Source organism: Frigoribacterium sp. CFBP9029, from assembly GCF_034045305.1.
Taxonomy (GTDB): Bacteria; Actinomycetota; Actinomycetes; order Actinomycetales; family Microbacteriaceae; genus Frigoribacterium.
In genome coordinates, this window is record NZ_JAXCWB010000003.1 from 324,837 (window position 1) to 348,961 (window position 24,125).

Genomic DNA, 24,125 nt, shown 5'->3' on the forward strand with positions numbered 1-24,125 from the left:
GCGGAGGGGGCCTTCGTCGGAGCAGGTGCTAGATCGTGGCCGTGTCGATCACGAAGCGGTAGCGGACCTTGCTGGCGACGACGCGCTCGTAGGCGTCGTCGACCTCGTCGGCCCCGATCGTCTCGATCTCGGCGCCGATGCGGTGCTCGGCGCAGAAGTCGAGCATCTCCTGAGTCTCGGGGATGCCGCCGATGTTCGAACCCGCGAGGCTGCGACGGCCGCCGATCAGCGACCCGGCACGGAACGACTGCGGGTTCTCGGGCAGACCGACGAACACCATGGTGCCGTTGAGACGCAGGGTGCGGGCGTAGGCGTCGATGTCCATGTCGGCCGAGATCGTGTTGATGATCAGGTCGAACGAGTTCTTGAGCTTGCCGAAGGTCTCGGGGTCGCTCGACGCGTAGTAGTGGTCGGCGCCGAGCTTCAGGCCGTCCTCCTGCTTCGACAGCGTCTGGCTGATGACGGTGACCTCGGCGCCCATGGCGTGCGCGATCTTGACGGCCATGTGACCGAGACCGCCCATGCCGACGACCGCGACCTTCTTGCCGGGGCCCGCGCCCCAGTGCTTCAGCGGCGAGTAGGTGGTGATGCCGGCGCAGAGCAGCGGAGCGGCCTCGTCGAGCGCGATGCCCTCGGGGATCGACAGCACGTAGTTCTCGTCGGCGACGATCTGCTTGGCGTACCCGCCGTAGGTGGGCTCGCCCGAATACTGACGGCCGTTGTAGGTCGCGACGTTGCCCTTGACGCAGAACTGCTGCTCGCCGGCCAGGCAGTTCTCGCACTCGCGGCAGCTGTCGACGAAGCAGCCGATGCCGACGCGGTCGCCGACCTTGTGCTTGGTGACGTCGCTGCCGACCTCGGTGACGATGCCGGCGATCTCGTGGCCGGGCACCATCGGGAAGATCGCCTTGCCCCACTCTTCGCGGGCCTGGTGGATGTCGCTGTGGCAGATGCCGGCGAACGCGATGTCGATCTGGACGTCGTTCGGACCGACGTCGCGGAGCTCGACGGTCGAGTGCTCGAAGGGGGCGCCGGCGGACGGCGTCAGCAGAACGGGGACTGTGGTGGTCATGGGTTACCTCCGGGGTTGCGAGTGACTCGCGCGTCTGTGGGCGCGCTGATCTCCGACGACGCTGTGGGGGACGGTACGAGCCTAGGCGCGCCTCCCTGGGGCTTGCTCGTGTCGGGAACCGTTCTCAGATCGGGGGCGTTCGCGAGGAGGCGCGGGCCGAAGAATCGGGGGTCGAGGAGGCGCGGGTCGAGGAGGCGCGGGTCGAGGAGGCGGGGGCCGAGGAGGCGCGGGTCAGCCGAGCAGGTCGGCCTGCCAGACGAGGGCGGCGGCCCCGACGAGCGGACTCTCGTCGCTCAGACCGGAGCGCACGACGCGGACGCGCCGGGCGTAGTCGTTGACCGGGGCCTCGTCGACGCTCTGGCGCACCAGGTCGAGGTAGTCGTCGCTGACGCGGGAGAAGCCCCCGCCGATCGCGGCGACGTCGAGGTCGAGCAGGGTCGTGACCGACGAGATGGCCTCGCCGACGGCGTTGGCCGATCGGCGGACGGCGGCGACCGCGATCTCGTCGCCGGCGACGTAGCCGGCGGCCAGGTCTTCGCCGCGCTCGCCCTGCCAGCCCTGCGCCTGCGCCCACGCGACGACGTTCGGACCCGACGCGATGACCTCGAGCGTGGCGGCCCAGGCGCTCTCGCCCTCGGGCCGGTCGGCGATCTGGATCTGGCCGATGTGACCGGCGTTGCCCGTGCCTCCGGACAGGAGACGGCCGTTGACGATCAGCCCGCCGCCGACACCGGTGGAGACGGTGATGGCGAGCGCATCATCGACACCCTGCGTGGCACCGACCCAGTGCTCGGCGAGGGCGAGGCTGACGCCGTCGAGTCGGAGGGTGACCGGGGCCGAGTCGGGCAGCGTGGCCGCGGCGAGCGAGGCGACCAGCTCGCGCAGCGGGTAGCCGCGCCAGGCGGGCAGGTTGATGGGCGAGACCGTGCCGGCGACGAGATCGACCGGGCCCGCGCTGCCGATGCCCGCACCGACGAGGACGTCGTCGCCCGGCAGGGACGCCAGGGCGTGGGCCACGACCGTGCGGACGGCCTCGGCCAGCTCGTCGGACGTCGACGTCGCACCCGTCGGACGCCGCTCGCGGCTGCCGTCGAGGAGGGTTCCGTCTGCGGCGACGAGCGCCGCCTCGACCTTGGTGCCGCCGACGTCGACGGCCAGTGCGTATTCGCTCACGTCGTCAGCGTAGCGGCGGGGTGCGACATCGGCCGGGCCCGGTCTAGGGTGACGTGTCGCCTCGTGACCCCGACGCCGAGGCACCCGACGGACCGCTATCGAGAGGCGCCTCATGACCACCAGCGAGGGACGCCCGCGCGGCGCCAGGGTCGTCGTCATCGGCGACGCGCTCATCGACGAGCTGCGCACCGAGACGGGCTCGAGCGATCACGTCGGCGGCGCCGGTCTCAACGTCGCCGTCGGTCTCAGTCGCCTCGGGGTGCCGACCACGCTGCTGGCGTCCATCGGCGACGATGCCGACGGGCGCTCGATCCGGAGCTTCCTCGCCGAGCACGGGGTCGACCTGCTCAAGACGGTCAACCCGCTCGGCACCGGTCGGGCCGTGTCGCTGCGGGTCGACGGCGAGCCGTCGTACGTGTTCACCGACGCCGCCGTCGCCCGCGGCCTCGACTTCTCTGCCGAGCAGCTCGCCGCCCTCGACGCGGCCCCGCTGATCGCCGTCAGCTCGTACCCGTTCGACGACGTGGCTCTCACCGACCGCCTGCTCGCGGTCGCCGGCGACTCGCCCCGCCGCCTCGTGGTCGACCCCAACCCCCGGCCCGGGTTCCTGCCGGGCGGCGATGCCCAGGTCGCCGCGTTCGGAGCCGGATTCGCCCGCGTGGCCGCGACGTGCCTCCTCGTCAAGATCGGCGACGACGACGCGGAGCTCGTCACCGGCGGCCCGCTGTCGGACTGGCAGGAGGCGCTGCTCACCGCCGGTGCCGGGGGAGTGCTCGCGACGCGCGGGTCCGACGGGGCGAGCCTGCTGCTGGCCGGCGGGGCGGAGCTGCGGCGCGGCATCTCGGCCGCCGACGGCGAGGTCGTCGACACGATGGGCGCGGGTGACGCGACCTTCGCCGCGATCGTCTCGTCGCTGCTCTCCGCGCGGCGCGAACCGGGGTCGGTGGACTGGGCCGACGCGCTCGGACGCGCGATGGACATCGCCGCCGCCACGGTGCGCTCGCCGGGGGCGCTGCTCCGCGCGCCGGGCCTCTGAAGCGACCCGCGCCTCCTCGGCGATCGATGTGACGCGAAGCGGCGCTCGCGGTGCCCGGAGGGCCCCCGATGCGTCACCTCGGTGCGGTGCGGTGCGGTGCGGTGCGTGCGGCGCGCGCTGCTGCGTTCGCTGGGCCCCGCCTCCTCGGCCAACGATGTGACGCGAAGAGGGCCTCGCGGTGCCCGGAGGGCCCCCGATGCGTCACCTCGGTGCGGTGCGGTGCGGTGCGGTGCGGTGCAGTGCAGTGCGGTGCGGGCGGCGCGCGCTGCTGCGTTGGGTGAGCCGCGCCTCCTCGGCGATCGATGTGACTCGAAGGGGCGCTTGCGGTGCGCGGAGGGCCCCGGATGCGTCACTTGGATGCGGTGCGCGCTGCTGCGTTCGGTGAGCCGCGCCTCCTCGGCGATCGATGTGACTCGAAGGGGCAGTTGCGGCGCGCGGAGGGGTCTTGTTGCGTCACTTCGATGGGGCGCGGCGCGCGGGGCGCGGCGCGCGCCGGCGCACCGGCGCAGCGCGCGTCAGGCGCTGGCCTCGTGCGTGCTGCGCGCCTTGCCCGACAGGTACCAGTGCGAGCGCACGCCGGTCTCGACGGGCTGCATGCCGACGACGACCTTGCCCCGCGAGTGATGCTCGGCGAGGTCGTCGAACGCCTGCGTGATGTAGTCGAACGGGTAGAAGCCCGAGATGAGCACCCGCACCTTGTTCTCGGCGATCAGCTTCGCGAGGGCGGCGAGCACCATGGCGGGCTCGGTGTCGTCGCGCTCGGGCCGGATGTAGTGCATCTCGAGGTCGAGACGGTGCTCGCTCGAGCTGAACCGCGCCTCCTTGACTCCGAGGCTCGTCGCCAGTTCGGGGTTGTCGCCGCCGAAGTTGTCGATGAACGCGGTGATGGGTCGCTTCGCGGCCTCCTCGATGCGCTGCTGCAGACCCTCGCCGTACGTGATGGGCGTGACGCCGATCGAGCGCAGGTAGTCGTGGTTGGGCGGGCTGCAGGTGCCGATCACCTTCGCCCCCGCCGCGAGGGCGAGCTGGCACTCGATGTGACCCACCCCGCCGGCCGCCGCGGTGATGACCACGATGTCGCCCGGCCCGAGGTGCAGCGAGCGGACCACGTCGTACGCCGTCACTCCGGCGAGATAGAGCCCGCCGGCGACCTCCCATCCGACGTTCGACGGCTTCTTCACGATCGACGAGGCGGGGACGGTCACGTAGGTGGCGTGCGCTCCGCCCTCGATCGCGTGACCGATCACCTCGGCCCCGACCGAGAAGTCGCGAACCGCCGAGCCGCGCTTCTTGACGATGCCGGCGAAGCACGACCCCTGACGGGCCGGGAACTCGAGCGGCAGCCGGTCGGTGAAGTCGCCCTTGCGGATGAAGTTCTCGATGTGGTTCAGGCCGGCGCAGACGACCTCGACGACGACCTCGTCGTCGGCGGGGACGGGCAGCTCCTGGGTGACGAAGTGCAGCTCGTCGACGTCTCCGTAGCGTTCGAACTCGACGGCTCTTCCGGTGCGACTCATGACCGACCTCCTTGTGGCGTTGCCTGATTGTGCGCCTCCTCGCGGCGGTGCGCACGCCCCCATCCGAGGTCGTCGGGCCGTCGAGGTCGTCAGGCGAGCAGCCGAGGAGGCGCGGTGCGGGCCGCCGGGTCGGCTCACCACTCCGACGGGGCGGGGCTCACCACTCCGAGGAGGCGCGGTGCGGGCCGCCGGGTCCGCTCACCACTCCGACGGGTCCCGCTAGAGCCGCTCGGTCGGCACGGCGAACGTGTCGCAGGCCCCCGCGCCGCCGGCGCGACCCGTGTCGAACCACCTCTGGCGCTGCTCGGCCGAGCCGTGGGTCCAGGTGTCGGAGTCGACGCGGCCGCCCGACGCCTCCTGGATGCGGTCGTCGCCCACCGCCGCCGCGGCGTCGAGCGCGTCGGCGATCTGCGCGTCGGTCACCGGTTCGAGGAACGTCGTGCCGGCGTCGTCCGCGACCGTCGTCGCCGCGCCGACCCAGGCCCCCGCGTAGCAGTCGGCCTGCACCTCGAGGCGGATGGTATCCGAGCCGGGCCCCGTCGCACTGCGGTCGGCGCGGTCGAAAGCGCCGGTCAGCTGCTGGATGTGGTGGCCCCACTCGTGCCCGACGACGTACATCTGCGCGAGCGGACCGGCGCTCGCCCCGTACTGCTCGCGCAGCTGGTCGAAGAAGTCGGTGTCGACGTAGAGCGCCTGGTCGGGCGGGCAGTAGAACGGGCCGGTGGCGCTCGTCGCGCTGCCGCAGCCGGTGTCGACGGCCGCCGTGAACAGGAAGAAGTCGGGTGTGACGTAGTCACCGACGCCCAGCTGCGCGGCCTCCGTCGACCAGTACGTGTCGAGCGAGTCCGCCGCGCCGGCCATGCGGCAGTCGATGCTCGCGTTGGCGTCGGCGCCCGTCTCGCAGCCCTCGAGCGGAGCCGCCGCGATCTGATCGGGCGAACCCGAGCCGGTCGACGTGCCGTCGAGCAGCCCGCTGAGGTTCACCCCGGTGAACTGGTTGATCAGGGCGACGACGATGATCGCCACGACGCCCGTCCCGCCGGCCGCGATGCCGGTGGTGCGACCCCGCCCGCGCCGCCGGACCTTGCTGCTGTCGATGCGCGCATCGTCGTTGAAAGACATGCGTCAGAAGCTACGCGGGTCGCGGGGGCCGCGGCCCGTCGAGGTCAGGCCTGGTCGGCGCCCTCGGCCCGCTCGCGCTCGGCGCGGAGCAGCGCGCGACCGGCGTCGCGGTCTTTCACGCGCTGCTCCTCCTCGCGCACCTCGGCCAGGTTCGCGCGCTCGGTGACCAGCCAGGCGGGCATCTCCTTCAGCAGGTCGTGGATCTCGTCGGTGGTGAGCGCGTCGTCGACGCCGGCGCGCGCGAGACCCGAGATCGTGACGCCGAGCTTCTGCGCGACGACGGGGCGGGGGTGCGGGCCGGTGCGGCGCAGCTCGGCCAGCCACTCGGGCGGGTTCGCGGTGAGCTCGGCGAACTCCTCGCGGGTGACGGGCGTGTTCTGGAACGACTCGGGCGTGGCCGGCAGGTGCACCCCGAGCTTCTTCGCGGCAGTGAAGGGCTTGAGCGTCTGCGGGGTCTTCTGAGTCATGCCGCAAGGGTACCGGGAGGCGCGGGTCGGCACGAGCGCGCACCCCGGTACCCTGGGGCGATGACGACCGAGCCGACCCGCGCCTCCTTCCGCATCGGGTTCGTCCCCGGCGTCACGCTGTCGAAGTGGTCGCGCCTGTGGGAGGAGCGCCGGGCCGACCTGCCCCTCGACGTCGTCGAGATCGACGCCTCGAGCGCCCTCGACGCCCTGCACGGCGACGCCGCCGTCGACATGCTGCTCGCGCGGCTGCCCCTCGCCACCGACGACGACCACTCGGTCATCCGTCTCTACGACGAGCGCGCGGTCGCCGTCGTCTCCAAAGACCACCCGCTCGCCGCGCTCGGCATCGAGCACGAGCTGACCGCCGCCGACCTCGAGGGCGAGACCCGTCACGACCTCGATCCGACGCTGACCGACGCCCAGGCGGTCGACGTCGCGGCGACCGGCGCCGGCGTCGCGGTCGTGCCGCAGTCGATCGCGCGGCTGTACTCGCGCAGCGGCCTGACCTACCGCTTCGTCTCGGATCTCGAGCCCACCGTCGTCGCGCTGGTCTGGCTCGTCGACCGCAGCGACGACGACACCGACGACTTCATCGGCGTCGTCCGCGGGCGCACGGCGCGCAGCAGCCGGTCGAGGAGGCGCGACGAGCCCGAGCAAGCGGCCCCGGCCAAGAAGGGGTCGGCTCCCGACCCTCGCGGCGCCAAGCCGAAACGGACGCCGCCGCAGGGCCGCGGACCGCAGCGCGGCACCGGGCGCAGCCGGCCCCGACGCGGCCGCTGAGCCTCGGTCGCTGGGCCGGAGCCGTCGAGCCGCAGCCGCTGAGCCGCAGCCCCAGACGCAGCCCCTGAGCCTCCACCGCCCCGACGCCCCCGCCTCGCACCGTCCGGACCCGGCGTGGGGTACGCGCGCGGGGTACAGGACCGCCCTCGGAACCCCTACCCCTCCGGGCTGAGCGGCCTGCGGGCCTCCGCGGCGTAGCGTCCACGCCACGATCGCATCGACGACCGGCCGATGACGGCCGGCGCAGACGAAGGAGGCGCGATGACGTTCAGCAAGGGAGACCACGTCACCTGGAACACCCCGCAGGGCGAGACCCACGGCACGGTCGTGGAAAAGCGCGTCGAGGAGTTCCAGCTCGACGGGCAGAAGTTCAAGGCCTCCGACGACGAGCCCTACTTCGTCGTCGAGAGCGACAAGAGCGGCTCGAAGGCGGCCCACAAGGAGTCCGCCCTGAGTAAGAAGAAGTAGCCCCACCCCTCACCCGCGACACCCTCGACCCAAGGAGACAGCATGGCCGACCTGACCGATGTGCGCTGGAACGACGAAGCGCGCGACAAGATCCTGACCGACTCCGACCGCGTCCTGCAGGAGGCCGTCCGCGATGCCGCGGCCGCTCACTCGGGCGAGTCGTGGGAGGAGTCGTACAAGGCGATCAACGACGCGGTCAAGGACCGCTTCATCGACTACGAGCCCGGCCCGGACGTGCGCAAGTACGCCGAGGCCATCGAGCGCGGCGACTACAGCTGACCCGCGCCTCCCGGGGGTGCGCGGTCAGGCGACCCGCGCCTCCGGGGCGTCGACGCGGTGCACGCGGGGGTGCACCGCCACGGCCGTCGCGACGGTGACGACCAGCACGGCCAGGGTGATCAGCGCGGTCGACGTGCCGACCAGCTCGGCGAGCGGACCGACCGCGATCTCGCCGACCGGCATCCCCGCCAGCGACGCGACCGTCACGGCCGAGATCACCCGCCCGCGGTAGAGGCCCGGCACCTGCCGCTGCACCGCGATGTCGAGCGGCACGGTGAACACCTCGAGTCCGATGCTCGCGACGAAGAGCCCGACGCTGATCCAGAAGAACCAGTGCAGCGGGTCGAAGGCGACCGGGTCGGTGGTGATCGTCAAGGCGAGCAGCACCAGGGGGATCGCGAGCGCCCCCGCGCCGAGGCAGGCGGCCCACAGCCGCACCCGGCCGCGCAGCGAGCCGGCCCAGAACGCTCCGACGATCAGCCCGAGGGTCTGCACGGCGCCGGCGAATCCCCAGAGCAGGCGCCCGAAGGCGTCGTCGGCGACGATGGGGCCGAGAACGTGGATCCCGCCCCCGAAGGCGAACTGGAACACGAACGCGAGCGCCGCGGCGGCGCCGAGCCACCGGGTGCGCCAGACGAATCCGAGTCCGCTGCCGAGATCGGCCAGGACGGTCGTCCCCCCGGAGGCGCGGGCCGAGTCGGCCGGCAGCCCCACGAACACGACGCCCGCCACCGCGAAGACCGCACCGCCGAGCGCCAGGGCGAGACCCGAGCCGAGGGTGGCGACCACGGCGCCGCCGACCGCGAGGCCGACGACGAGCCCGACGTTGGTGCCGACCCGCATGAGCACGGTCGCGTCGCCGATCCGTGCGTCGCGCACCGTGTCTCGCACGAGTGCGCCGGTGGCCGGGCCGAAGAAGGCGGCGGAGGCGCCGTTGACGGCCCCGATCACGGCGAGGGTGGTCAGGGTCTCGGTCTCGGTGAGCATCAGGAGGGCCGCGATCAGCAGGGAGCCGGCCGAGACGAACGACGAGACGACGGCGACGAGGCGCTTCGAGAGTCGATCGGCGAGGGCTCCGCCGAAGAGCAGCAGCGCGATGTTCGGCACCGATCGCGCCGCCACGACGAGGCCGAGGTCGACGGGGTCGGCCCCCAGGTCGATCGCCGCGAAGACGATCGCGATGGGGGCGAATCCGCTGCCCGTCCACGACACGAGACGACCGAGCCACAGGGCCCGGAAGGCGGGGACCGTCAGCAGCGACCAGGGCATCGCTCGACTCTATGCCGGTGCGGGCGGGTGCACCCGCCCGGTGTCACACGGCCGGACGACGATTTAGGCTGGCCCCGATGGACGCCTCCGCCCCCGCCCCCTCCGCCGACCCGGGTTCCGAACCCGCGGTCGATCCCGCGGCGGGCCCGGAGGTCGGCCCCGCGGCCAGCCCCGCGGCCAGCCCCGCGGCCGGCCCCGCGGTGGCGGATGTCCGCGAGCCGGGTCGCTACCGCAAGGGCATCGCCAAGCGCGAGGCGATCCTCGACGCCGCGCTGCCCGTCTTCGGCCAGGTGGGGTTCCACGGGGCGTCGCTGCGGGAGATCGCGCGGCAGTGCGGGGTGTCGCACCAGTCGCTGATGCACTACTTCCCGACGAAGGACGAACTGCTGATGGCGGTGCTGCGTCGGCGTGACGAGCGCCTGCGGCGGCACTTCGACGACGACGGCGGCATGCGGGTCGACGAGCTCGTCGAGCTGGCCGAGTACAACGTCGACGTGCCGGTCGTCATCTCGCTGTTCATCACGGCGTCGGCCGAGGCCGTCTCGAGCGAGCACCCGGCGCACGAGTACTACCGCGACTACTACGACCGCATCATCCGCTCGACGACGGCGTACCTCTCGGTGGCCGCCGACCGCGGCTGGCTGCGGCCCGGCTACACGGCGACCGCGGCGGCGCGGGTCGTGCTCGCCGTCCAGGACGGCCTGCAGCTGCAGTGGCTCTACGAACGCGACGCCGTGCACGTCGCCGACCTGATGCGGCTCGTGATCGGCAGCGTGCTGACCGTTCCGACGTCGGAGCTCGACGAGGCGGTCCGCGAGGAGGCGCGGCGCCGGCGGTGACCGACCCGCCCCCCGTCGTCGCCCCGGGTCACTTCGCGCTGATGCGCTGGAACTTGCGGATGCAGAGGGGCACGAACACCACGAGCATCACGGTGATGCCGATCAGCACGGTCGCGTAGGGGTGCTGCATCGTCCAGATGTCGGGCACGGGGGTGTCGCCGAGGTTGCCGAACGACGTGCGCGCCGCCTGCACGAGCGACGAGACCGGGTTCCACTCGGCGAAGACCCGGAGGACCGTCGGCAGGGTGTCGCTCGGCACGAACGCGTTCGAGACGAACGTGAGCGGGAAGAGGATCATGAACGAGGCGTTGTTGATCGTCTCGGGGGTCTTCACGCTCATGCCGAGCAGGGCCATGACCCAGCTGAACGAGTAGCTGAAGAGCAGCAGCAGGGCGACGCCGCCGAGGAACGACGCCGGCGAGGCGTTCACCCGCCACCCGACGGCGAGACCGGTCAGCATCATGATGACCATCGAGATCGTGTTGAGCGCGAGGTCGCTGTTGGTGCGGCCGATCAACACGGCCGAGGGGCTCATCGGCAGGGTGCGGAACCGGTCGATGATCCCCTCTTTCAGGTCTTGCGCCATGGCGGCCCCCGAGAACGTCGAGCCGAACACGACGGTCTGCGCGAAGATGCCCGCCATCAGGAACTGCGTGTAGTCGGTGCCCTCGACGGCGATCGCTCCGCCGTAGACCTGACTGAACAGCAGGACGAACATGATGGGCTGCAGCACGGCGAAGATCAGCATGTCGGGCGAGCGACGCACCTTGATCAGGTTGCGCTTGGTGACGGCCCAGCCGTCGGACGCCCAGGTCGAGAGACCCGTGTCGGTGGCGGGCTCGAGGGTCTGCGCGAGCGCGGTCGTGGTGGTCATGCGCGGGCCTTCTTCTCGCTCGGTGCGTCGGTGCCGGCGGCGTCGTCGTCGGCGCCGGTGCGGTGGCCGGTCAGCTGCAGGAAGACGTCGTCGAGGGTGGGGCGCCGCATGCCGGCGTCGTGCAGCTCGATGCCGGCCGCGCCGAGGTCGGCGAGGGTGCGTTGCAGCGCGGTCGGCCCGTCGGTGACGGCGACCTCGAGCTGACGGCCGTCGGCGTCGATCGTCGGCTCGTTGTCGCCGTGCCGGCGGAGGACCTCGACGGCCTGGGCCGATCGGGTCTCGTCGACCAGCGCCACGACGAGTCGATGACCGCCCACCTGGGCCTTGAGCTGATCGGACGTGCCCTCGGCGATGACGGCGCCGCCGTCGATCACCGAGATGTCGTCGGCGAGGCGGTCGGCCTCCTCGAGGTACTGCGTGGTGAGCAGCACCGTCGTGCCGCCGTCGACCAGGCTGGTGATGATGTCCCAGAGGGCCAGCCGGCTGCGCGGGTCGAGCCCTGTCGTGGGCTCGTCCAGGAAGAGCACGCGCGGGTTCGTGACGAGGGCGCCGGCGAGGTCGATGCGACGGCGCATGCCGCCGGAGAAGCCCTTGACCGGTCGATCGCCGGCGGCGGAGAGGTCGAACACGTCGATGAGCTCGCGAGCGCGCTCGCGGGAGACCTTCGCGCCGAGGTGGTAGAGCCGCCCGATCATGTCGAGGTTCTCGAAGCCCGTGAGGTTCTCGTCGACTGCGGCGTACTGGCCCGAGACACCGATCGAGCGCCGCACGGCCTGCGCGTCGGCGACGACGTCGAGACCGGCGATGGTCGCGGTGCCCGTGTCGGGGCGCTCGAGCGTGGTGAGCATCTTGACGACCGTCGTCTTGCCGGCGCCGTTCGGCCCGAGCAGCGCCTTCACGGTGCCCTCGGGCACGGTGAGGTCGAGCCCGTTCAGGGCGTGGACGGGACCGGACTTCGACCGGTAGGTCTTGGTGAGGCCCCGTGCTTCGATCATGGCCATCGTCGATCCGTTCTCCGCTCGCTGCCGGTTTCCGGGGAGCGGCCCCGGACGCGCTCAAGGTAGCGCGGTCCGCCCCTCACCGCCAGTGATATTCCGTCAGCTGTGGACATCGACCGGACATCGACCGACGGCCGGCGGACAGCCGTGCAGACGGCCTCGTGTTACGAGCAGATGTCAAACCTTGCCGCGTGGCAAGTTCCGCTCTACATTCATCCCATGACCACCTTCGACGAGACGGCGGGGCCGTCCACCGCTGAACAGCTCCTGCCCGTCGGCATCGGCGACGACGCCGTCGCCCTCGCACGCCGCTGGGCGCACGAGGCCTCCGCGGCCCCGAGCACCGGCTCGGCCCATCTGCTCGCACAGGTGCTGAAAGACGAATCGGGTCTCGCCTTCACGATCGGCTTCGTCGATCGCGTCGTCCGCCCCGAAGACCTCGGCGTCGCCGCCCGCAACCTGGCGACCCTCGCCAAGCAGGCTCCGTCGTTCCTGCCGTGGCACATGCGCAGCGCCGTCCGCCTCGGCGGCGTCATGGCGCCCGTGCTGCCCGGCGTCGTCGTGCCGATCGCCCGCCGCGTGCTCCGCGGCATGGTCGGGCACCTCGTCGCCGACGCCCGCCCCGCCCGGCTCGGCAAGGCGATCGCCTCGATCAAGCAGGACCGCACGCGGCTGAACCTCAATCTGCTCGGCGAGGCCGTGCTCGGCGACGCCGAGGCCGAGCACCGGCTCGCCGGCACCCGGGCGCTGCTCGCCCGCGACGACGTCGACTACGTGTCGATCAAGGTCTCGTCGATCGTCAGCCAGCTCTCGATGTGGGCCTTCGACGAGACCGTCGAGCGCGTCGTCGAGAAGCTGACCCCGCTCTACGAACTGGCCGCCCGCTCTCGCGAGCCGAAGTTCATCAACCTCGACATGGAGGAGTACCGCGACCTCGACCTGACGATCGCGGTCTTCACGCGCCTCCTCGACCAGCCGCAGCTCCGCGACCTCGAGGCCGGCATCGTGCTGCAGACCTATCTGCCCGACGCGCTCGGCGCCCTGCAGGGGCTCACCGAGTGGGCGACCGACCGGGTCGACGCGGGCGGCGCGGCCATCAAGGTGCGCGTGGTCAAGGGCGCGAACCTCGCCATGGAGACCGTCGACGCCACCGTCCACGAGTGGCCCCTCGCCACATACGGCACGAAGCAGGACAGCGACACGAACTACAAGAGGGTGCTGACCTGGGCGCTCACCCCCGAGCGCACCCGCGCCGTGCGGATCGGCGTCGCCGGTCACAACCTCTTCGACATCGCCTTCGCGCACCTGCTCGCCGAGGCCCGCGGGGTCGGCGACCGCATCGAGTTCGAGATGCTGCTCGGCATGGCCGAGGGTCAGGCCGAGCTCGTCAAGGCCGACGTCGGCGGGCTGCTGCTCTACACGCCGGTCGTGCACCCCCGCGAGTTCGACGTCGCCATCAGCTATCTCATCCGCCGCCTCGAAGAGAACGCGTCGAGCGAGAACTTCATGTCGGCCGTCTTCGAGCTCGCCTCGAACGAGGCCATGTTCGAGCGCGAGAAGGGGCGGTTCCTCGCCTCGCTGGCGGCCGTCGACGGCGTCGTGCCCGCTCCGCACCGGGTGCAGAGCCGACTCGACCCCGCGCAGGCCCTCGAGCCGCGCCCGGCCGGCGGCGGCTTCGAGAACGAGCCCGACACCGACCCCGCGCTCGCCGCGAACCGCAGCTGGGGTCGCGGCATCGCCGCCCGCTCGGCCGACTCGACGCTCGGCGTCGACCTGATCGAGGCCGCCCGGGTCACCGACGAGGCGACGCTCGACGCCCTGCTCGACACCGCGGTCGCCGCATCCGCCGACTGGGCGGCACGAGGAGGCGCGGGTCGGGCCGTCGTCCTCCGCGACGCCGCCGCGATGCTCTCCGCCCGGCGGGCCGACCTGATGGAGGTCGCGGCGAGCGAGACCGGCAAGACCATCGCCGAGGGCGACGTCGAGGTCAGCGAGGCGATCGACTTCGCCAACTGGTACGCCCACCTCGCCGAGGAGCTCGACTCCGTCGACGGCGCCGAGTTCGTGCCCGAACGCCTCACGCTCGTCACCCCGCCGTGGAACTTCCCCGTCGCGATCCCCGCCGGCTCGACCCTCGCCGCGCTCGCCGCGGGCAGCAGCGTCGTCGTCAAACCGGCCGGTCAGGCCAAGCGCTGCGGCGCGGTCATGGTGCAGGCCCTCTGGGACGCCGGCGTGCCGCGAGACGTGCTCACCCTGGTCGACGTCGACGAGGGCGACCTCGGGCGGCACCTCGTGTCGCACCCGTCGGTCGACCGCGTCATCCTCACGGGGGCCTTCGAGACGGCCGCGCTGTTCACCAGCTGGCGCACCGACCTGCCCCTGCTCGCCGAGACCAGCGGCAAGAACTCGATCATCGTCACCCCGAGCGCCGACCTCGACCTCGCGGCCTCCGACGTGATCAAGTCGGCGTTCGGTCACGCGGGGCAGAAGTGCTCGGCGGCGAGTCTCGTGATCCTGGTCGGCTCGGTCGCCACCTCCGAGCGGTTCCGTCGTCAGCTCGTCGACGCCGCGTCGACGATGCGGGTGGGGCTGCCGTCCGACCCGACCACGCAGATGGGCCCGATCGTCGAGCCCGCGCACGGCAAGCTCGAGCGGGCGCTGACGACGCTCGGGGCGGGCGAGTCGTGGCTGGTCGAGCCGAAGCAGCTCGACGAGACGGGTCGGCTCTGGTCGCCCGGCGTCCGTTCGGGTGTCGCGGCCGGCAGCGAGTTCCACCTGACGGAGTACTTCGGGCCTGTGCTCGGCATCATGGCCGCCGCCACCCTCGACGAGGCGATCCGGCTGCAGAACGCCACCGACTACGGTCTGACGGCGGGTCTGCACACCCTCGATCCCGCCGAGCTCGAGATCTGGCTCGACGCCGTCGAGGCCGGCAACCTCTACGTCAACCGGGGCATCACCGGTGCCGTCGTGCGCCGCCAGCCGTTCGGCGGCTGGAAGAAGTCGTCCGTCGGCGCCGGCGCCAAGGCCGGCGGACCCAACTACCTCGTCCACCTCGGCTCGTGGCGGCCGACCCCGCTCGTCGAAGCCCAGGAGGCGCGCCCAGGTTCGGCCGTCCTGGCCGCCGTCGAGGCGTCGACGCCGCTGCTCGGGGCGTCGAGCGCGTCGGCGCACGACGACCTGCGTGCCGCCGCCGCCTCCGACGAGCACTTCTGGGCGACCGAGTTCGGCGTCGCCCGCGACGTCAGCCGGCTCGGACTCGAGCGCGACCTGCTGCGCTACCGGCCCCTGCCGGTCACGGTGCGGGCGGCCGACGGCGCCGACCCCGCGGCCGTCGTGCGGGTGCTGCTGGCCGGGCTCCGGTCGGGCGCCCCGGTCACCGTGTCGTCGGCGATCGAGCTGCCGACGGCGCTCGTCTCGGCGCTGGGCCTCTCGGCGGGCTCCGTCACGCACGAGGACGACACTGCCTGGCTCGAGAGGGTGCGCGCGGGGGGTCTGCGCACCGAGCGCGTGCGGTTGGTGACGGCTGCGGGAGACCCGACCCGCGCCTCCTCGGCTCTGTCGTCGGCTCTCGGCGGGGACCCGTCGGTGGCCGTGTTCGACGCCTCGGTGACGCCGACGGGGCGGCTCGAGCTGCTGCCGTTCCTCCGCGAGCAGGCCGTCGCGATCACGGCGCACCGGTTCGGCAACCCCGACCCGTGGAGCGACGCGGTCATCTGAGCGTGGTGCGGTGGGTCATCTGAGCGTGGTGCGGCGGGTCCGTGTCATCGGCGGCGGGTCAGCGCTGACCCGCCGCCGATGACGGGAACCCGCCGAACAGCCCGAGGCTCAGGCGCGCCGCACAGCCCCGGTGCGAGCCCCGCAGGTCAGACCGCGGGCTGCCCGGCGGCGTACCAGGCCGCGAGTCGCCGCAGGCCCTCGTCGACCCCGACGGCGGGCGTCCACTGCAGGTCGTGCTGCGTGCGCCGCTGGTCGAACCAGTGCGCGGTCGAGAGCTGCTCGGCCAGGAACCGGGTCATCGGGGGCTCGTCGGCTCCCGGGCGCACGGCCCAGACCCGTTCGACGAGCGACCCGGCGCCCCGTGCCACCCCCGCCGGAACCCGGAGGCGCGGTGCCGGGACACCGGCCGCCAGACAGATCCCCGCCATCAGGTCGGCCACCGTGCGTGGCTCGCCGTTGGTGAGCACGTACGCCCCGCCGCTGACGGCGTCGACCCGCTCGAGCGCCGCGGCGATGCCGGACGCCGCGTTGTCGACGTAGATCGAGTCGATCAGCGCCGCCCCGTGGCCGAGCAGCGGCAGTCGATCCGAGCGCGCGCGATCGACGATGCGGGCGACGAGCTGGGTGTCGCCGGGCCCCCAGACCAGGTGCGGGCGGACGGCCACGACGCGCAGATCGTCGCCCGCCGCCTGCAGCGCCACGAGCTCGGCCGCCGCTTTCGTGCGGGCGTAGTGGCCGCGGGCCCGGCTCGGCGAGGCGGGAGCGGCGTCGTCTCCGACGATGGACGAGCCGGCGTGCGCGACCGACGGCGACGAGACGAACACGAGGCGGTGCACCGAGGAGGCGCGCATCGCCGCGATCAGCGACCGCGTGCCGCCGACGTTGACGGCCTCGAACTCGGCGGGTGCGCCGGCCAGCGAGACCTTCGCGGCCAGATGGACCACCGCCTCCTGCCCCTCGACGGCGGCGGCGACGGCTGCCGGGTCGGTCATCGAGCCGAGCGCGTCGCGGACCCCGGTCACACCGGACGGCCGACGCTGGAACGTCGTGACCTCGTGCCCGGCCGCGGCGATCGCACGGGCGACGGCGCCGCCGAGCAGCCCGCTGGCCCCGGTGACGAGGACCCTCACGGGCGGCGTCCGTCGCTCGGGAGAGGCGTGCCGGCGGCGGAGGCGGGCGCGTTCGGCGCGAACGGGCGCATCCACGCGCCCGTCTCAGCCGAACCCGCCCGGGTTCGCCCGGCTGAGGCGACCAGCACCTTCACGGGCGGCGCATCCTGTCGCCCGAGAGCACCGACGTCGCCCAGGCGGCGAGGCGTGAGCGGTCGATCTTGCTGTTGTGACGCACGTCGGTCGGCAGCGCCGGCACGACGAGGACGGCGGCGACGGGTCGACCCGAGGCCGCGCCGACGGCGTGGCGGACCTCGGCGGCGAGTGCGGCCGACGCGAGACCGGCACGGCGTGCGGGCGGCACGGTCTCGGCGACCACCACCACCTGCTGGGTGCCGGCCGGGCCGACGCCGACGACGGCCGCGCGGGCGATGCCGGCCCGTGCCTCCGCCGCCTGCTCGGACGCGACCGGGGTCAGCACGCCGCTCGCCGTCGTGATCACGTGCGGCAGTCGCCCCTCGACCCAGAGGCGGCCCTGCTCGTCGAGGTGGCCGACGTCGCCGGTGCGGTGCCAGCGGCTCGTCGTGGTCGACCCGCGACGGCTGGCGCGGTGCGTCAGCCAGAGCCGGTCGTAATGGTCTTCGACGTGCGCGGCCGAGACGACGATCTCGCCGGTGACGCCGGGCTCGGCGATCAGTGCCGAGGAGGCGCGGCCCGCCTCGTCGAGAGCGGCGATCCGCACCGTCGTGGTCGCGCCGGGCAGCCCCACGCAGACACCGCCGGCGTCGGTGGCGCCGTCGGCCAGGCGCGCGGCGCGGTCGGCGGTCGCCGCACGGACCCCCTCGAGCGTGATGTCGGTCAGCAGCAGCCCCTCGGTCATGCCGTAGGGGGTGTGCGGGGTCGCGCCGGGCATCAGGTCGCCGGCGGCGGCGAGCAGCGACTCCGACACGGGCGCACCCGCCGACAGGAACGTCTCGACACCGGCCAGCGCCGTGCGGTCGGCGGCGGTCAGCTCGCCGGAGGTGGCGACCACGTTGGTCAGCGCGGCGGGGGAGAGGAACACCACGGTCGCGTCGACGGCGGCCGTCGCGGCGGCCACGGCGCGCGCCGTCAGGGTGCGGGGCTTCGTGACGTCCATGTCGGGTGTCACGCTCGTCGCCCCGAGGGCGGGTCCGAGCAGGGCGAACGGCGCGAAGCCGGCGACGAGCCCGGTACCCGGCCCGACGCCGTACTGGGCGGCGAGGGCGTCGCGCAGCGCGGTCAGCTGCCGGTGGCGGTAGACGACGCCCTTGGCGGGGCCGGTCGAGCCCGAGGTGAAGAGGATGGCGGCCTCGGCGTCGCCGGTGGGCGACTCGGGCAGCTCGGCGAGGGCCTCGTGCGCGCGACGACCGAGCGCGGCGATCTCGGGCAGCGACGTCTCGACGCCGAGGGCGCGTCTCGTGACCCCCGGGAGGCGCGTGGTCGAGATCACGCGACCGGGCCAGCCGAGGGCTCGCGCGGCCGTGAGACCGGGCAGCTGCCCGATCACGTGGTCGGGCCACGCCCCGCGGACGGCGCGGGTCAGCCCGCGGACCCCGAGACCGGCGTCGGCGACGACCACCACGGCCCCGAGACGGAGGCAGGCGTAGAGCACCGCGGTGAGGTCGGCACCGGGCTGCACGAGCAGCGAGACGCGGTCGCCGGGGCGGACGCCGTGCTTGCGGAGCCCGAGGGCGATCTCGCGGACCCGGCGGGAGAGCAGCCGCCAGCTGACGGACCGGGGGCCGTCCGACCCGGCGGGCACCATCTCGATAAGTGCGGTGTCGGAGCTGTCGGCCAGAGCGTCGAGGTACGACCAGAGCGGGCGGTCTTGAGAGGAGTCGACCCGCGCCTCTTCTGCGACGTGCTCGGCGGATGCCGCCGCAGCGGCGGCCGTGGCCTCGTCGGCCCCCGCTTCGACGGCCTTCCTGGCCGCAGCGGCACCGGTCGCGCCGGCGCCGTCGAGCCGCCCGGGGCCTGCCGGGGTCGACGGGTCGCCGGGAGTCTCGGCCCCCGCGACGGCGCCGTCGACGGTGGGCTCGGCGGGTGGCGAGCCGTCGGGGAGCCGGTCGCCCAGCCAGGTGAGCACGGCCGCGGCGTAGTCGACGTCCTCGGCGAGCAGGTGACCGGCGCCCTCGAAGCGGTGCACGTCGGCGTGCGGCAGACGCTCGATGAGATCGTCGAGGTAGCGGTCGCCGAAGATCGGGTCGAGGGGCCCCCACAGCATGAGCGCCGGCACCGGCACCTCGCGCAGCGCCTCGGCGATGCGGTTCAGCTCGGGTGCGCTCTCGTGGTCGGCGTCGACCGGGATGTCGGCCACGAAGGCGCCGATGCCGCCGCGACGGGCCGCGGTGCGGTACGGGGCGCGATAGGCCTGCTTCACCTCGGCCGGCAGCGGCGGGTGACCGAGGGCGAGCGTCACGTCGACGAACGCCGTCGTGCCGACCGTCGCGCGCCCGAGCACGCCCCGGGCGAGTGCGAGTCGGAGCGGAGCGGGGATCGGGACGCCGCGCGGCTGGTGGATCGCCGTGTTGAGCAGCATCACACCGGCCAGCATCTCGGGGTGGTCCACGGCCCAGCCCATCGAGACGACGCCGCCCCAGTCGTGACCGAGCGTGACGACGGGGCCCTCGACGCCGAGCGCCTCGGTGAGGTCGCCCAGATCGGAGACGCGGCGCGCGAGGGTGTGCGGCGAACCGGTGCGTTCGGAGAAGCCCATGTCGAGCTGGTCGACGGCGACGACCCGCCAGGCCGGTCCGCCGGCGGAGGCCGTCTCGACGGTGGCCGCGACGAGCTCGCGCCAGAGGTACGACCAGGTCGGGTTGCCGTGCACGCACAGGATGGTGCCGACCGGCTCGACGTCGAGCCGGGCCAGCGCCTCGGCGTTGTCGAGCACGTGCCAGCGTCGGGAGGCGCGGTGCGAGCCGAGTCCGTACGGCACGTCGATGAGACGCGACCACGCGGGGTCGAGCCCTGCGAGCCCGTCGGGCGGCAGCAGGGCCGGTGCGGTCGACCGTGCGGCGCGGGGGAGGCGACTCACCAGGCGAGCTCCATCATCGCGGTGTTGATGCCCGAGCCCACTCCCATCAGCAGCACCCGGTCGCCGCGCGACAGGGTCTTGGACTCCTCCACGAGCGTGATCGGGATCGACGCGGGGCCGACGTTGCCGAGGGTGGGGTAGGTGAGCGGCACGCGCTTGCGGTCGATGCCGGCCGCCTTGACGAACGCGTTGGTGTGCACGTCGCTGACCTGGTGCATGACGTAGCGGTCCATGCCCTGCCAGTTCCACTCGGGCTTGGCCTCGCGCCAGGCCGAGACGACGAGCTCCATGCCGCGCTTGAGCAGAGCCTTGGCGTCGGTGAACATGCCGTCGACGCTGCCGACGCAGAGGTCGTAGTTCTCGGTCGCGGCGCGGGTCACACCGCCGAGGATGCGGTGGCCCTCGGGGTGCAGGTCGGCTCGGCCGATGACCGCGGCGGCGGCGCCGGAGCCGAGGGTGAGACTCGCGAACTCGCTCATGAAGTCGTCGCGGTCGAAGCCCTCGGTCAGCAGGCGGTCGATCGTGTTGACCTGGACGTCGTCTGCGTCCTCGCCGTCGATGATCACGGCGTAGTCGATCTGCCCGGCGTCGATCAGCTGCGCGGCGAGGGTCATGCCGTTGACGAAGCCGAGGCAGGCGTTCGCGATGTCGAAGTTGGTCGCCGATGACGGGAGCCCGAGCCCGTGGTGCAGGCGGACGGCGACGGACGGCTCGAGGTGCGGGCGCGTGACGGACGTGTTGATCAGCAGTCCGACCTGGTCGGGTCGGACGCCGGCCTCGGCGAGGGCGCGCTTGCCCGCGTCGATGGCCGCGACGTCGAAGCTCTGCTCGGGGCCCCAGTTGCGGCGCTCGTGCACGCCGGCGACGCGCTGGAGGAGACCGGTCGGCATGCGGAGGCGCTTGAGGACGGGTCGCAGCTTCTCGTCGATGCTCTCGGAGGTGGTGACCCGTTCGGCCATCGTGCTGGCGACCGACAGCAACGCCGCGTTGCTGTGCCGGGTCGTGGCGTTTCCGTTCACCGGAACTCCCTGTCGAATTGTCTGGGTAGGCGTATGCCGGCGCGGCTGAACGAGCAGTGACGATCAGGGCCGGGAGATCGTGGCATCGAATCGATGCATCCTGACGAGTTTACGGCTCCCGTCTCTGAGCGGTTGCCAGGTTGCCGGGGCACAGACATGCCGATCGGGGCATGTTCGGACGTCATCCGCGGGGGTCGCGGGGCAGACGGACGACGGCGCGACGACCGCCGCGCGTCCACCAGACGAGGTCGGCGACGGCCCAGGCGATCGCCCCGGCCGCCGCGAGCAGCACGACGACGGTGACGACGGTGACCGAACCGCCTCCGACCAGCAGGGCCGCGACGATGCTCGCGACGACGATCAGGGCGCAGACGACGGTGACGACGGGCAGCACGCGACCACCCTGCTTGGTCAGCAGCCAGTTCGGTACGTCGGGGTCGACCCGGACCGTCTTCTCACGCATCCCACAAGGGTAGTCTCGCGCGCCTCCTGGGGTCCCGCGCCCCGGGGTAGCCTCGACGCATGAGCACCCCGCGCCGACCCTTCTGGATCCTGACCAAGACGGGCAGCGTCCTCCCTCCCGTCCTCGAGGCGGCGCTCGGCGTCTTCGGCCTCGTCGTCCAGATCGCCACGCTGACGTCGGGTCGCCCGGTCGAGCCGGTGGCCTACGTGGTGCTGGTCGTCGCCCTGCTGCTCATCGCGCAGGGCGTCGCCGACCTCGTCTGGTGGTCGCGGGACGGCCGCCGGGACGCCGCACGTCAGGGCTGAGTCCTCAGCGGCGGACGACCAGAGCTGCCGACCACCGAGCCGCCGGCGAGTACCCGGCCTTCGAGCCCGTCGACTTGACGCGGATCTCGTGACCGACGTCCGACGCCCTGGTGCGGTACGTCAGGCCCGTGGCGCCGGCGATCGCCTTGCCGTCGCGCGTCCACTGCAGCGTCACTGCGGTGCCCGCGGTCCAGGTGCCCTTCTTGGCGGTGAGCGTGCTGCCGGCCTTCGCCGAACCCGAGATGGCGGGGGCCGGGGCGGTGAGCCGCAACGGGACGACCGTCGCCGCCTTCGAGGTGCGGGCGACCGCGGTGTGCCCCGGCTTGGTGCCGGTGACGACGACCGTCAGCGCTCGGTTCGCGTCGGAGGCCGTGGGCACGTAGGTCGGCGCCGTGGCCCGTGAGATCGACTTGCCGTCGCTCTTCCACTGGTACGAGAACGACGTGCCCGCCGTCCAGGTGCCGGTCTTCGTGCCCATCTTGCCGCCGACCTTCGGCGTCCCCGTCACCGCGGGGGTCGCACTCGCCAGAGGAGCGGGCGTGACGGCCACGGCCGCCGAGGTCTTCGACGCCGTCGTGTATCCGGTCTTCCTGCCCGTCACGACGAGGGTGATCTTCTTGCCGGCGTCCGCCGCGGTCGTGACGTAGCTCGCTCGTGCGGCCCCGGCGATGGCCGTGCCGTTGCGCAGCCACTGGTGGGTCAGCGCGGTGCCGCTCGTCCAGGTGCCGGTCTGGGCGGTGAGCGTCGCGCCCACGGTGGTCTTGCCGACGATCTTCGGCACGGGGGCGGTCAGGGTCTTCAGCGCCGGGGCAGGAGCCGGAGCCGGAGCGGGAGCAGGGGCCGGGGCAGGAGCGGGAGCAGGAGCAGGAGCCGGAGCGGGAGCCGGGGCCGGAGCAGGCGTCGGGGTCGGCGTCGGTCGGGCCGGTGCGGTCGGCACGCTGACGGTGGCGGGGCTGCCGGGCGTGTACGCGTACTGGCTGACCCAGTCGATCTGGAGGTGGCCGTCGACCTTCGCGTCCGGCTTCGTGCCGTTGGTCGCGGTCTGCAGCACCCAGTGCATGGGCGTCTTGGGGATGTTCGTCGTGGTCGACGCCACGACGATGCCGTCGAGCAGGTAGCTGATTTTCTTCGGCGTCCAGTCGATCGTGTATGTGTGCCAGTCGGTGTACGACGTGTGCGTGTCGACGGCCAGGTCGTTGTTCCACGGCGTGCCGAGCTGGTGGTTGAAGGCCTTGGTCGAGCCGTCCAGGCTGCCTTCGGGGAAGTTGATCTCGCCGTTCGCCCAGGTCTCGGCGTCGTCCCAGAGGAGGAACGCGGTGCCGTAGCCGGGCAGGGCGTCGGCCTTCATCCGGATGCTGTAGCGCCCGTAGGTCTGGCCCCCCCACTGGCCGTTCATCAGGGGCACGGGTGCGGCGGCCCGCGGCACGCCGTCGGAGCCGGTGTGCAGGTGCATGTCGAGCAGCCCGTCGCGCACGGAGAGGATGTCGGACTCGTAGCGACCGATCTGCCAGGTGTCGCCGAAGCCGTCGTAGCTCATCCACTGCTTCGCGTACGGACCGGGGAACTCGCCCTGGGCGATGGGGGTCGTGAAGTCGTCCTTGAAGTTCTGCGTCCACCCCGCGAGGTTCCCGTTCAGCAGGGTCTTCGAGGCGGCCGCCGCGTCCGTGGCCGTCTTGCCCGCGATGATCGAACCGGTGGCGGCCGAGGCGCTCTGCGTGCCCGTCGCGACGAGAGCCGTCGCGAGGAGTGCGCCGGCGATCATCGTGGCGCCGATCGGCAGCGATCGTGAGTATGTCCGTGTGACCATGTCGCGGTGTGCCTTCCTTGGGATTTCGGAAGGGCGAGCGGGTGCATCGGGGGGTGGATCTGGCGCGACCCATCGATCGCTCGATGGGGTACAGCGCCCCGCGGTTCTTCGGGTTCCTCGGGGCGCGTCCAGTGTGCGCTCGGGGGACGGATGCCGTCATCCCCAAGACGGGTCGCCCTCGTTGGGGGGAGCGACAGGGCGTCTGTCCTCCTCCCTGTACCCCTTTCGGCGCGAGGCGTCTCGGATTCCCCGGTGAAGGGCCCCGGATGGAGGCGCGGCGGACGACGGAAGGCCCCGATCGCGGACGATCGGGGCCTTCGATGGAGCCGCCTGTCGGATTCGAACCGACGACCTTCGCTTTACAAGAGCACTGCGCTACCGGACTGCGCCAAGGCGGCTGACTCCACCACCCTACAAGCCCGGCGGCGAGGTCGGGAGCGACCCGGGATGGGCGCACGCCGTGCATCTTCCCGCCCGCGATTGGCGCAGGAGCGGTCATCAGTGGTGAAGTAGGGGGAGACGGCGTCGGCCGTCGCCCGGCCCGGATCACGAGGAGCCCCCATGACCAACATCCTGACCGCCATCGGTTCGATCGTGCTGCTGCTGATCAGCTTCGCGCTGTTCGCCTACTCGTTCGGGTCGGGCGAGCCGAACGCGATCATCTTCTTCGCCGGCATCGTCGCCATGACCGGCTCGTTCTGGCTGCCGATCACGTTCGTGGGCACCAGCCAGAAGACCTGGTGACCTCCT

21 protein-coding genes and 1 tRNA gene are annotated in these 24,125 nt (G+C 72.6%); 8 read left to right on the forward strand and 14 right to left on the reverse strand.

Going from position 1 to position 24,125, the window contains the following annotated elements:
- Nucleotides 1-28: 28 nt before the first annotated feature.
- Nucleotides 29-1,072 carry an NAD(P)-dependent alcohol dehydrogenase gene (locus tag SOM11_RS06280; protein WP_243216540.1) on the reverse strand — a complete coding sequence of 348 codons (1,044 nt, stop codon included), beginning with the start codon at nucleotides 1,070-1,072 and terminating at the stop codon, nucleotides 29-31.
- A gap of 231 nt (nucleotides 1,073-1,303) precedes the next feature.
- Nucleotides 1,304-2,245 (reverse strand): ROK family protein, encoded by a 942-nt coding sequence (locus SOM11_RS06285; protein ID WP_320477520.1) that lies wholly within the window; start codon nucleotides 2,243-2,245, stop codon nucleotides 1,304-1,306.
- 112 nt (nucleotides 2,246-2,357) lie between these two features.
- Here SOM11_RS06285 and SOM11_RS06290 point away from each other — a divergent pair, with 112 nt between their 5' ends.
- Nucleotides 2,358-3,281, forward strand: a complete 924-nt coding sequence (locus SOM11_RS06290) for a carbohydrate kinase family protein (protein WP_320477521.1) — start codon at nucleotides 2,358-2,360, stop codon at nucleotides 3,279-3,281.
- 515 nt (nucleotides 3,282-3,796) lie between these two features.
- Here the strand turns inward: SOM11_RS06290 and SOM11_RS06295 are convergent.
- The 3 genes from SOM11_RS06295 to SOM11_RS06305 form a co-directional block, all read right to left on the reverse strand.
- The gene (locus SOM11_RS06295) at nucleotides 3,797-4,798 is read right to left on the reverse strand and encodes an NADP-dependent oxidoreductase (protein ID WP_192061347.1); all 1,002 of its coding nucleotides are present in this window, start codon (nucleotides 4,796-4,798) and stop codon (nucleotides 3,797-3,799) included.
- Nucleotides 4,799-5,017: 219 nt separating this feature from the next.
- The gene (ypfJ, locus tag SOM11_RS06300) at nucleotides 5,018-5,920 is read right to left on the reverse strand and encodes a KPN_02809 family neutral zinc metallopeptidase (protein WP_192061348.1); all 903 of its coding nucleotides are present in this window, start codon (nucleotides 5,918-5,920) and stop codon (nucleotides 5,018-5,020) included.
- 44 nt (nucleotides 5,921-5,964) lie between these two features.
- Nucleotides 5,965-6,387 (reverse strand): DUF5997 family protein, encoded by a 423-nt coding sequence (locus SOM11_RS06305; RefSeq protein ID WP_192061349.1) that lies wholly within the window; start codon nucleotides 6,385-6,387, stop codon nucleotides 5,965-5,967.
- 60 nt (nucleotides 6,388-6,447) lie between these two features.
- Between SOM11_RS06305 and SOM11_RS06310 the strand changes: the two genes are divergently transcribed.
- From SOM11_RS06310 to SOM11_RS06320, 3 genes are all read left to right on the forward strand, one after another.
- Nucleotides 6,448-7,167, forward strand: a complete 720-nt coding sequence (locus SOM11_RS06310) for a LysR family transcriptional regulator substrate-binding protein (RefSeq protein ID WP_320477522.1) — start codon at nucleotides 6,448-6,450, stop codon at nucleotides 7,165-7,167.
- A gap of 261 nt (nucleotides 7,168-7,428) precedes the next feature.
- On the forward strand, nucleotides 7,429-7,635 hold the full coding sequence (locus tag SOM11_RS06315; RefSeq protein ID WP_192061351.1) for a DUF2945 domain-containing protein: 207 nt from the start codon (nucleotides 7,429-7,431) through the stop codon (nucleotides 7,633-7,635).
- Between the two features lie 42 nt (nucleotides 7,636-7,677).
- Complete coding sequence (locus SOM11_RS06320) at nucleotides 7,678-7,914, forward strand: hypothetical protein (protein ID WP_192061352.1); 237 nt, start codon at nucleotides 7,678-7,680, stop codon at nucleotides 7,912-7,914.
- A gap of 24 nt (nucleotides 7,915-7,938) precedes the next feature.
- On the opposite strand, the gene SOM11_RS06325 is transcribed toward SOM11_RS06320, so the two are convergent.
- Nucleotides 7,939-9,183 carry an MFS transporter gene (locus SOM11_RS06325; protein WP_320477523.1) on the reverse strand — a complete coding sequence of 415 codons (1,245 nt, stop codon included), beginning with the start codon at nucleotides 9,181-9,183 and terminating at the stop codon, nucleotides 7,939-7,941.
- Between the two features lie 77 nt (nucleotides 9,184-9,260).
- Here SOM11_RS06325 and SOM11_RS06330 point away from each other — a divergent pair, with 77 nt between their 5' ends.
- On the forward strand, nucleotides 9,261-10,022 hold the full coding sequence (locus SOM11_RS06330; protein ID WP_320477524.1) for a TetR/AcrR family transcriptional regulator: 762 nt from the start codon (nucleotides 9,261-9,263) through the stop codon (nucleotides 10,020-10,022).
- A gap of 28 nt (nucleotides 10,023-10,050) precedes the next feature.
- Here the strand turns inward: SOM11_RS06330 and SOM11_RS06335 are convergent, their stop codons facing one another.
- Together SOM11_RS06335 and SOM11_RS06340 are read right to left on the reverse strand one after the other, a co-directional pair.
- Nucleotides 10,051-10,896, reverse strand: coding sequence for an ABC transporter permease (locus SOM11_RS06335; RefSeq protein ID WP_192061355.1), 846 nt, complete (start codon nucleotides 10,894-10,896; stop codon nucleotides 10,051-10,053).
- A complete protein-coding gene (locus SOM11_RS06340; protein ID WP_192061356.1) occupies nucleotides 10,893-11,897 on the reverse strand; it encodes an ATP-binding cassette domain-containing protein in 1,005 nt (334 codons plus the stop codon). Before SOM11_RS06340 ends, SOM11_RS06335 begins: the two co-directional genes overlap by 4 nt.
- A 216-nt stretch (nucleotides 11,898-12,113) precedes the next feature.
- Between SOM11_RS06340 and SOM11_RS06345 the strand changes: the two genes are divergently transcribed.
- On the forward strand, nucleotides 12,114-15,614 hold the full coding sequence (locus SOM11_RS06345; protein WP_320477525.1) for a bifunctional proline dehydrogenase/L-glutamate gamma-semialdehyde dehydrogenase: 3,501 nt from the start codon (nucleotides 12,114-12,116) through the stop codon (nucleotides 15,612-15,614).
- Between the two features lie 146 nt (nucleotides 15,615-15,760).
- Here SOM11_RS06345 and SOM11_RS06350 read toward each other — a convergent pair whose 3' ends face one another.
- The 4 genes from SOM11_RS06350 to SOM11_RS06365 form a co-directional block, all read right to left on the reverse strand.
- The gene (locus SOM11_RS06350; RefSeq protein WP_320477526.1) at nucleotides 15,761-16,744 is read right to left on the reverse strand and encodes an NAD-dependent epimerase/dehydratase family protein; all 984 of its coding nucleotides are present in this window, start codon (nucleotides 16,742-16,744) and stop codon (nucleotides 15,761-15,763) included.
- A 130-nt stretch (nucleotides 16,745-16,874) separates the two neighbouring features.
- On the reverse strand, nucleotides 16,875-19,781 hold the full coding sequence (locus SOM11_RS06355; protein WP_320477527.1) for an alpha/beta fold hydrolase: 2,907 nt from the start codon (nucleotides 19,779-19,781) through the stop codon (nucleotides 16,875-16,877).
- Complete coding sequence (locus SOM11_RS06360; protein ID WP_320477528.1) at nucleotides 19,778-20,800, reverse strand: 3-oxoacyl-ACP synthase III; 1,023 nt, start codon at nucleotides 20,798-20,800, stop codon at nucleotides 19,778-19,780. The genes SOM11_RS06355 and SOM11_RS06360 overlap by 4 nt, the downstream gene beginning before the upstream one ends.
- A gap of 181 nt (nucleotides 20,801-20,981) precedes the next feature.
- Entirely contained in the window at nucleotides 20,982-21,263 is a 282-nt protein-coding gene (locus SOM11_RS06365; RefSeq protein WP_192061360.1) for a hypothetical protein, read from the reverse strand.
- Between the two features lie 59 nt (nucleotides 21,264-21,322).
- On the opposite strand from SOM11_RS06365, the gene SOM11_RS06370 reads away from it, so the two are divergent.
- Entirely contained in the window at nucleotides 21,323-21,568 is a 246-nt protein-coding gene (locus SOM11_RS06370; protein ID WP_192061361.1) for a hypothetical protein, read from the forward strand.
- A gap of 4 nt (nucleotides 21,569-21,572) precedes the next feature.
- Here SOM11_RS06370 and SOM11_RS06375 read toward each other — a convergent pair whose 3' ends face one another.
- Both SOM11_RS06375 and SOM11_RS06380 read right to left on the reverse strand, forming a co-directional pair.
- Complete coding sequence (locus tag SOM11_RS06375; RefSeq protein WP_320477529.1) at nucleotides 21,573-23,375, reverse strand: family 16 glycosylhydrolase; 1,803 nt, start codon at nucleotides 23,373-23,375, stop codon at nucleotides 21,573-21,575.
- Between the two features lie 321 nt (nucleotides 23,376-23,696).
- A tRNA-Thr gene (locus SOM11_RS06380) sits at nucleotides 23,697-23,773 on the reverse strand.
- 163 nt (nucleotides 23,774-23,936) lie between these two features.
- On the opposite strand from SOM11_RS06380, the gene SOM11_RS06385 reads away from it, so the two are divergent.
- Nucleotides 23,937-24,119, forward strand: coding sequence for a hypothetical protein (locus SOM11_RS06385; RefSeq protein ID WP_192061363.1), 183 nt, complete (start codon nucleotides 23,937-23,939; stop codon nucleotides 24,117-24,119).
- Nucleotides 24,120-24,125: the final 6 nt, after the last annotated feature.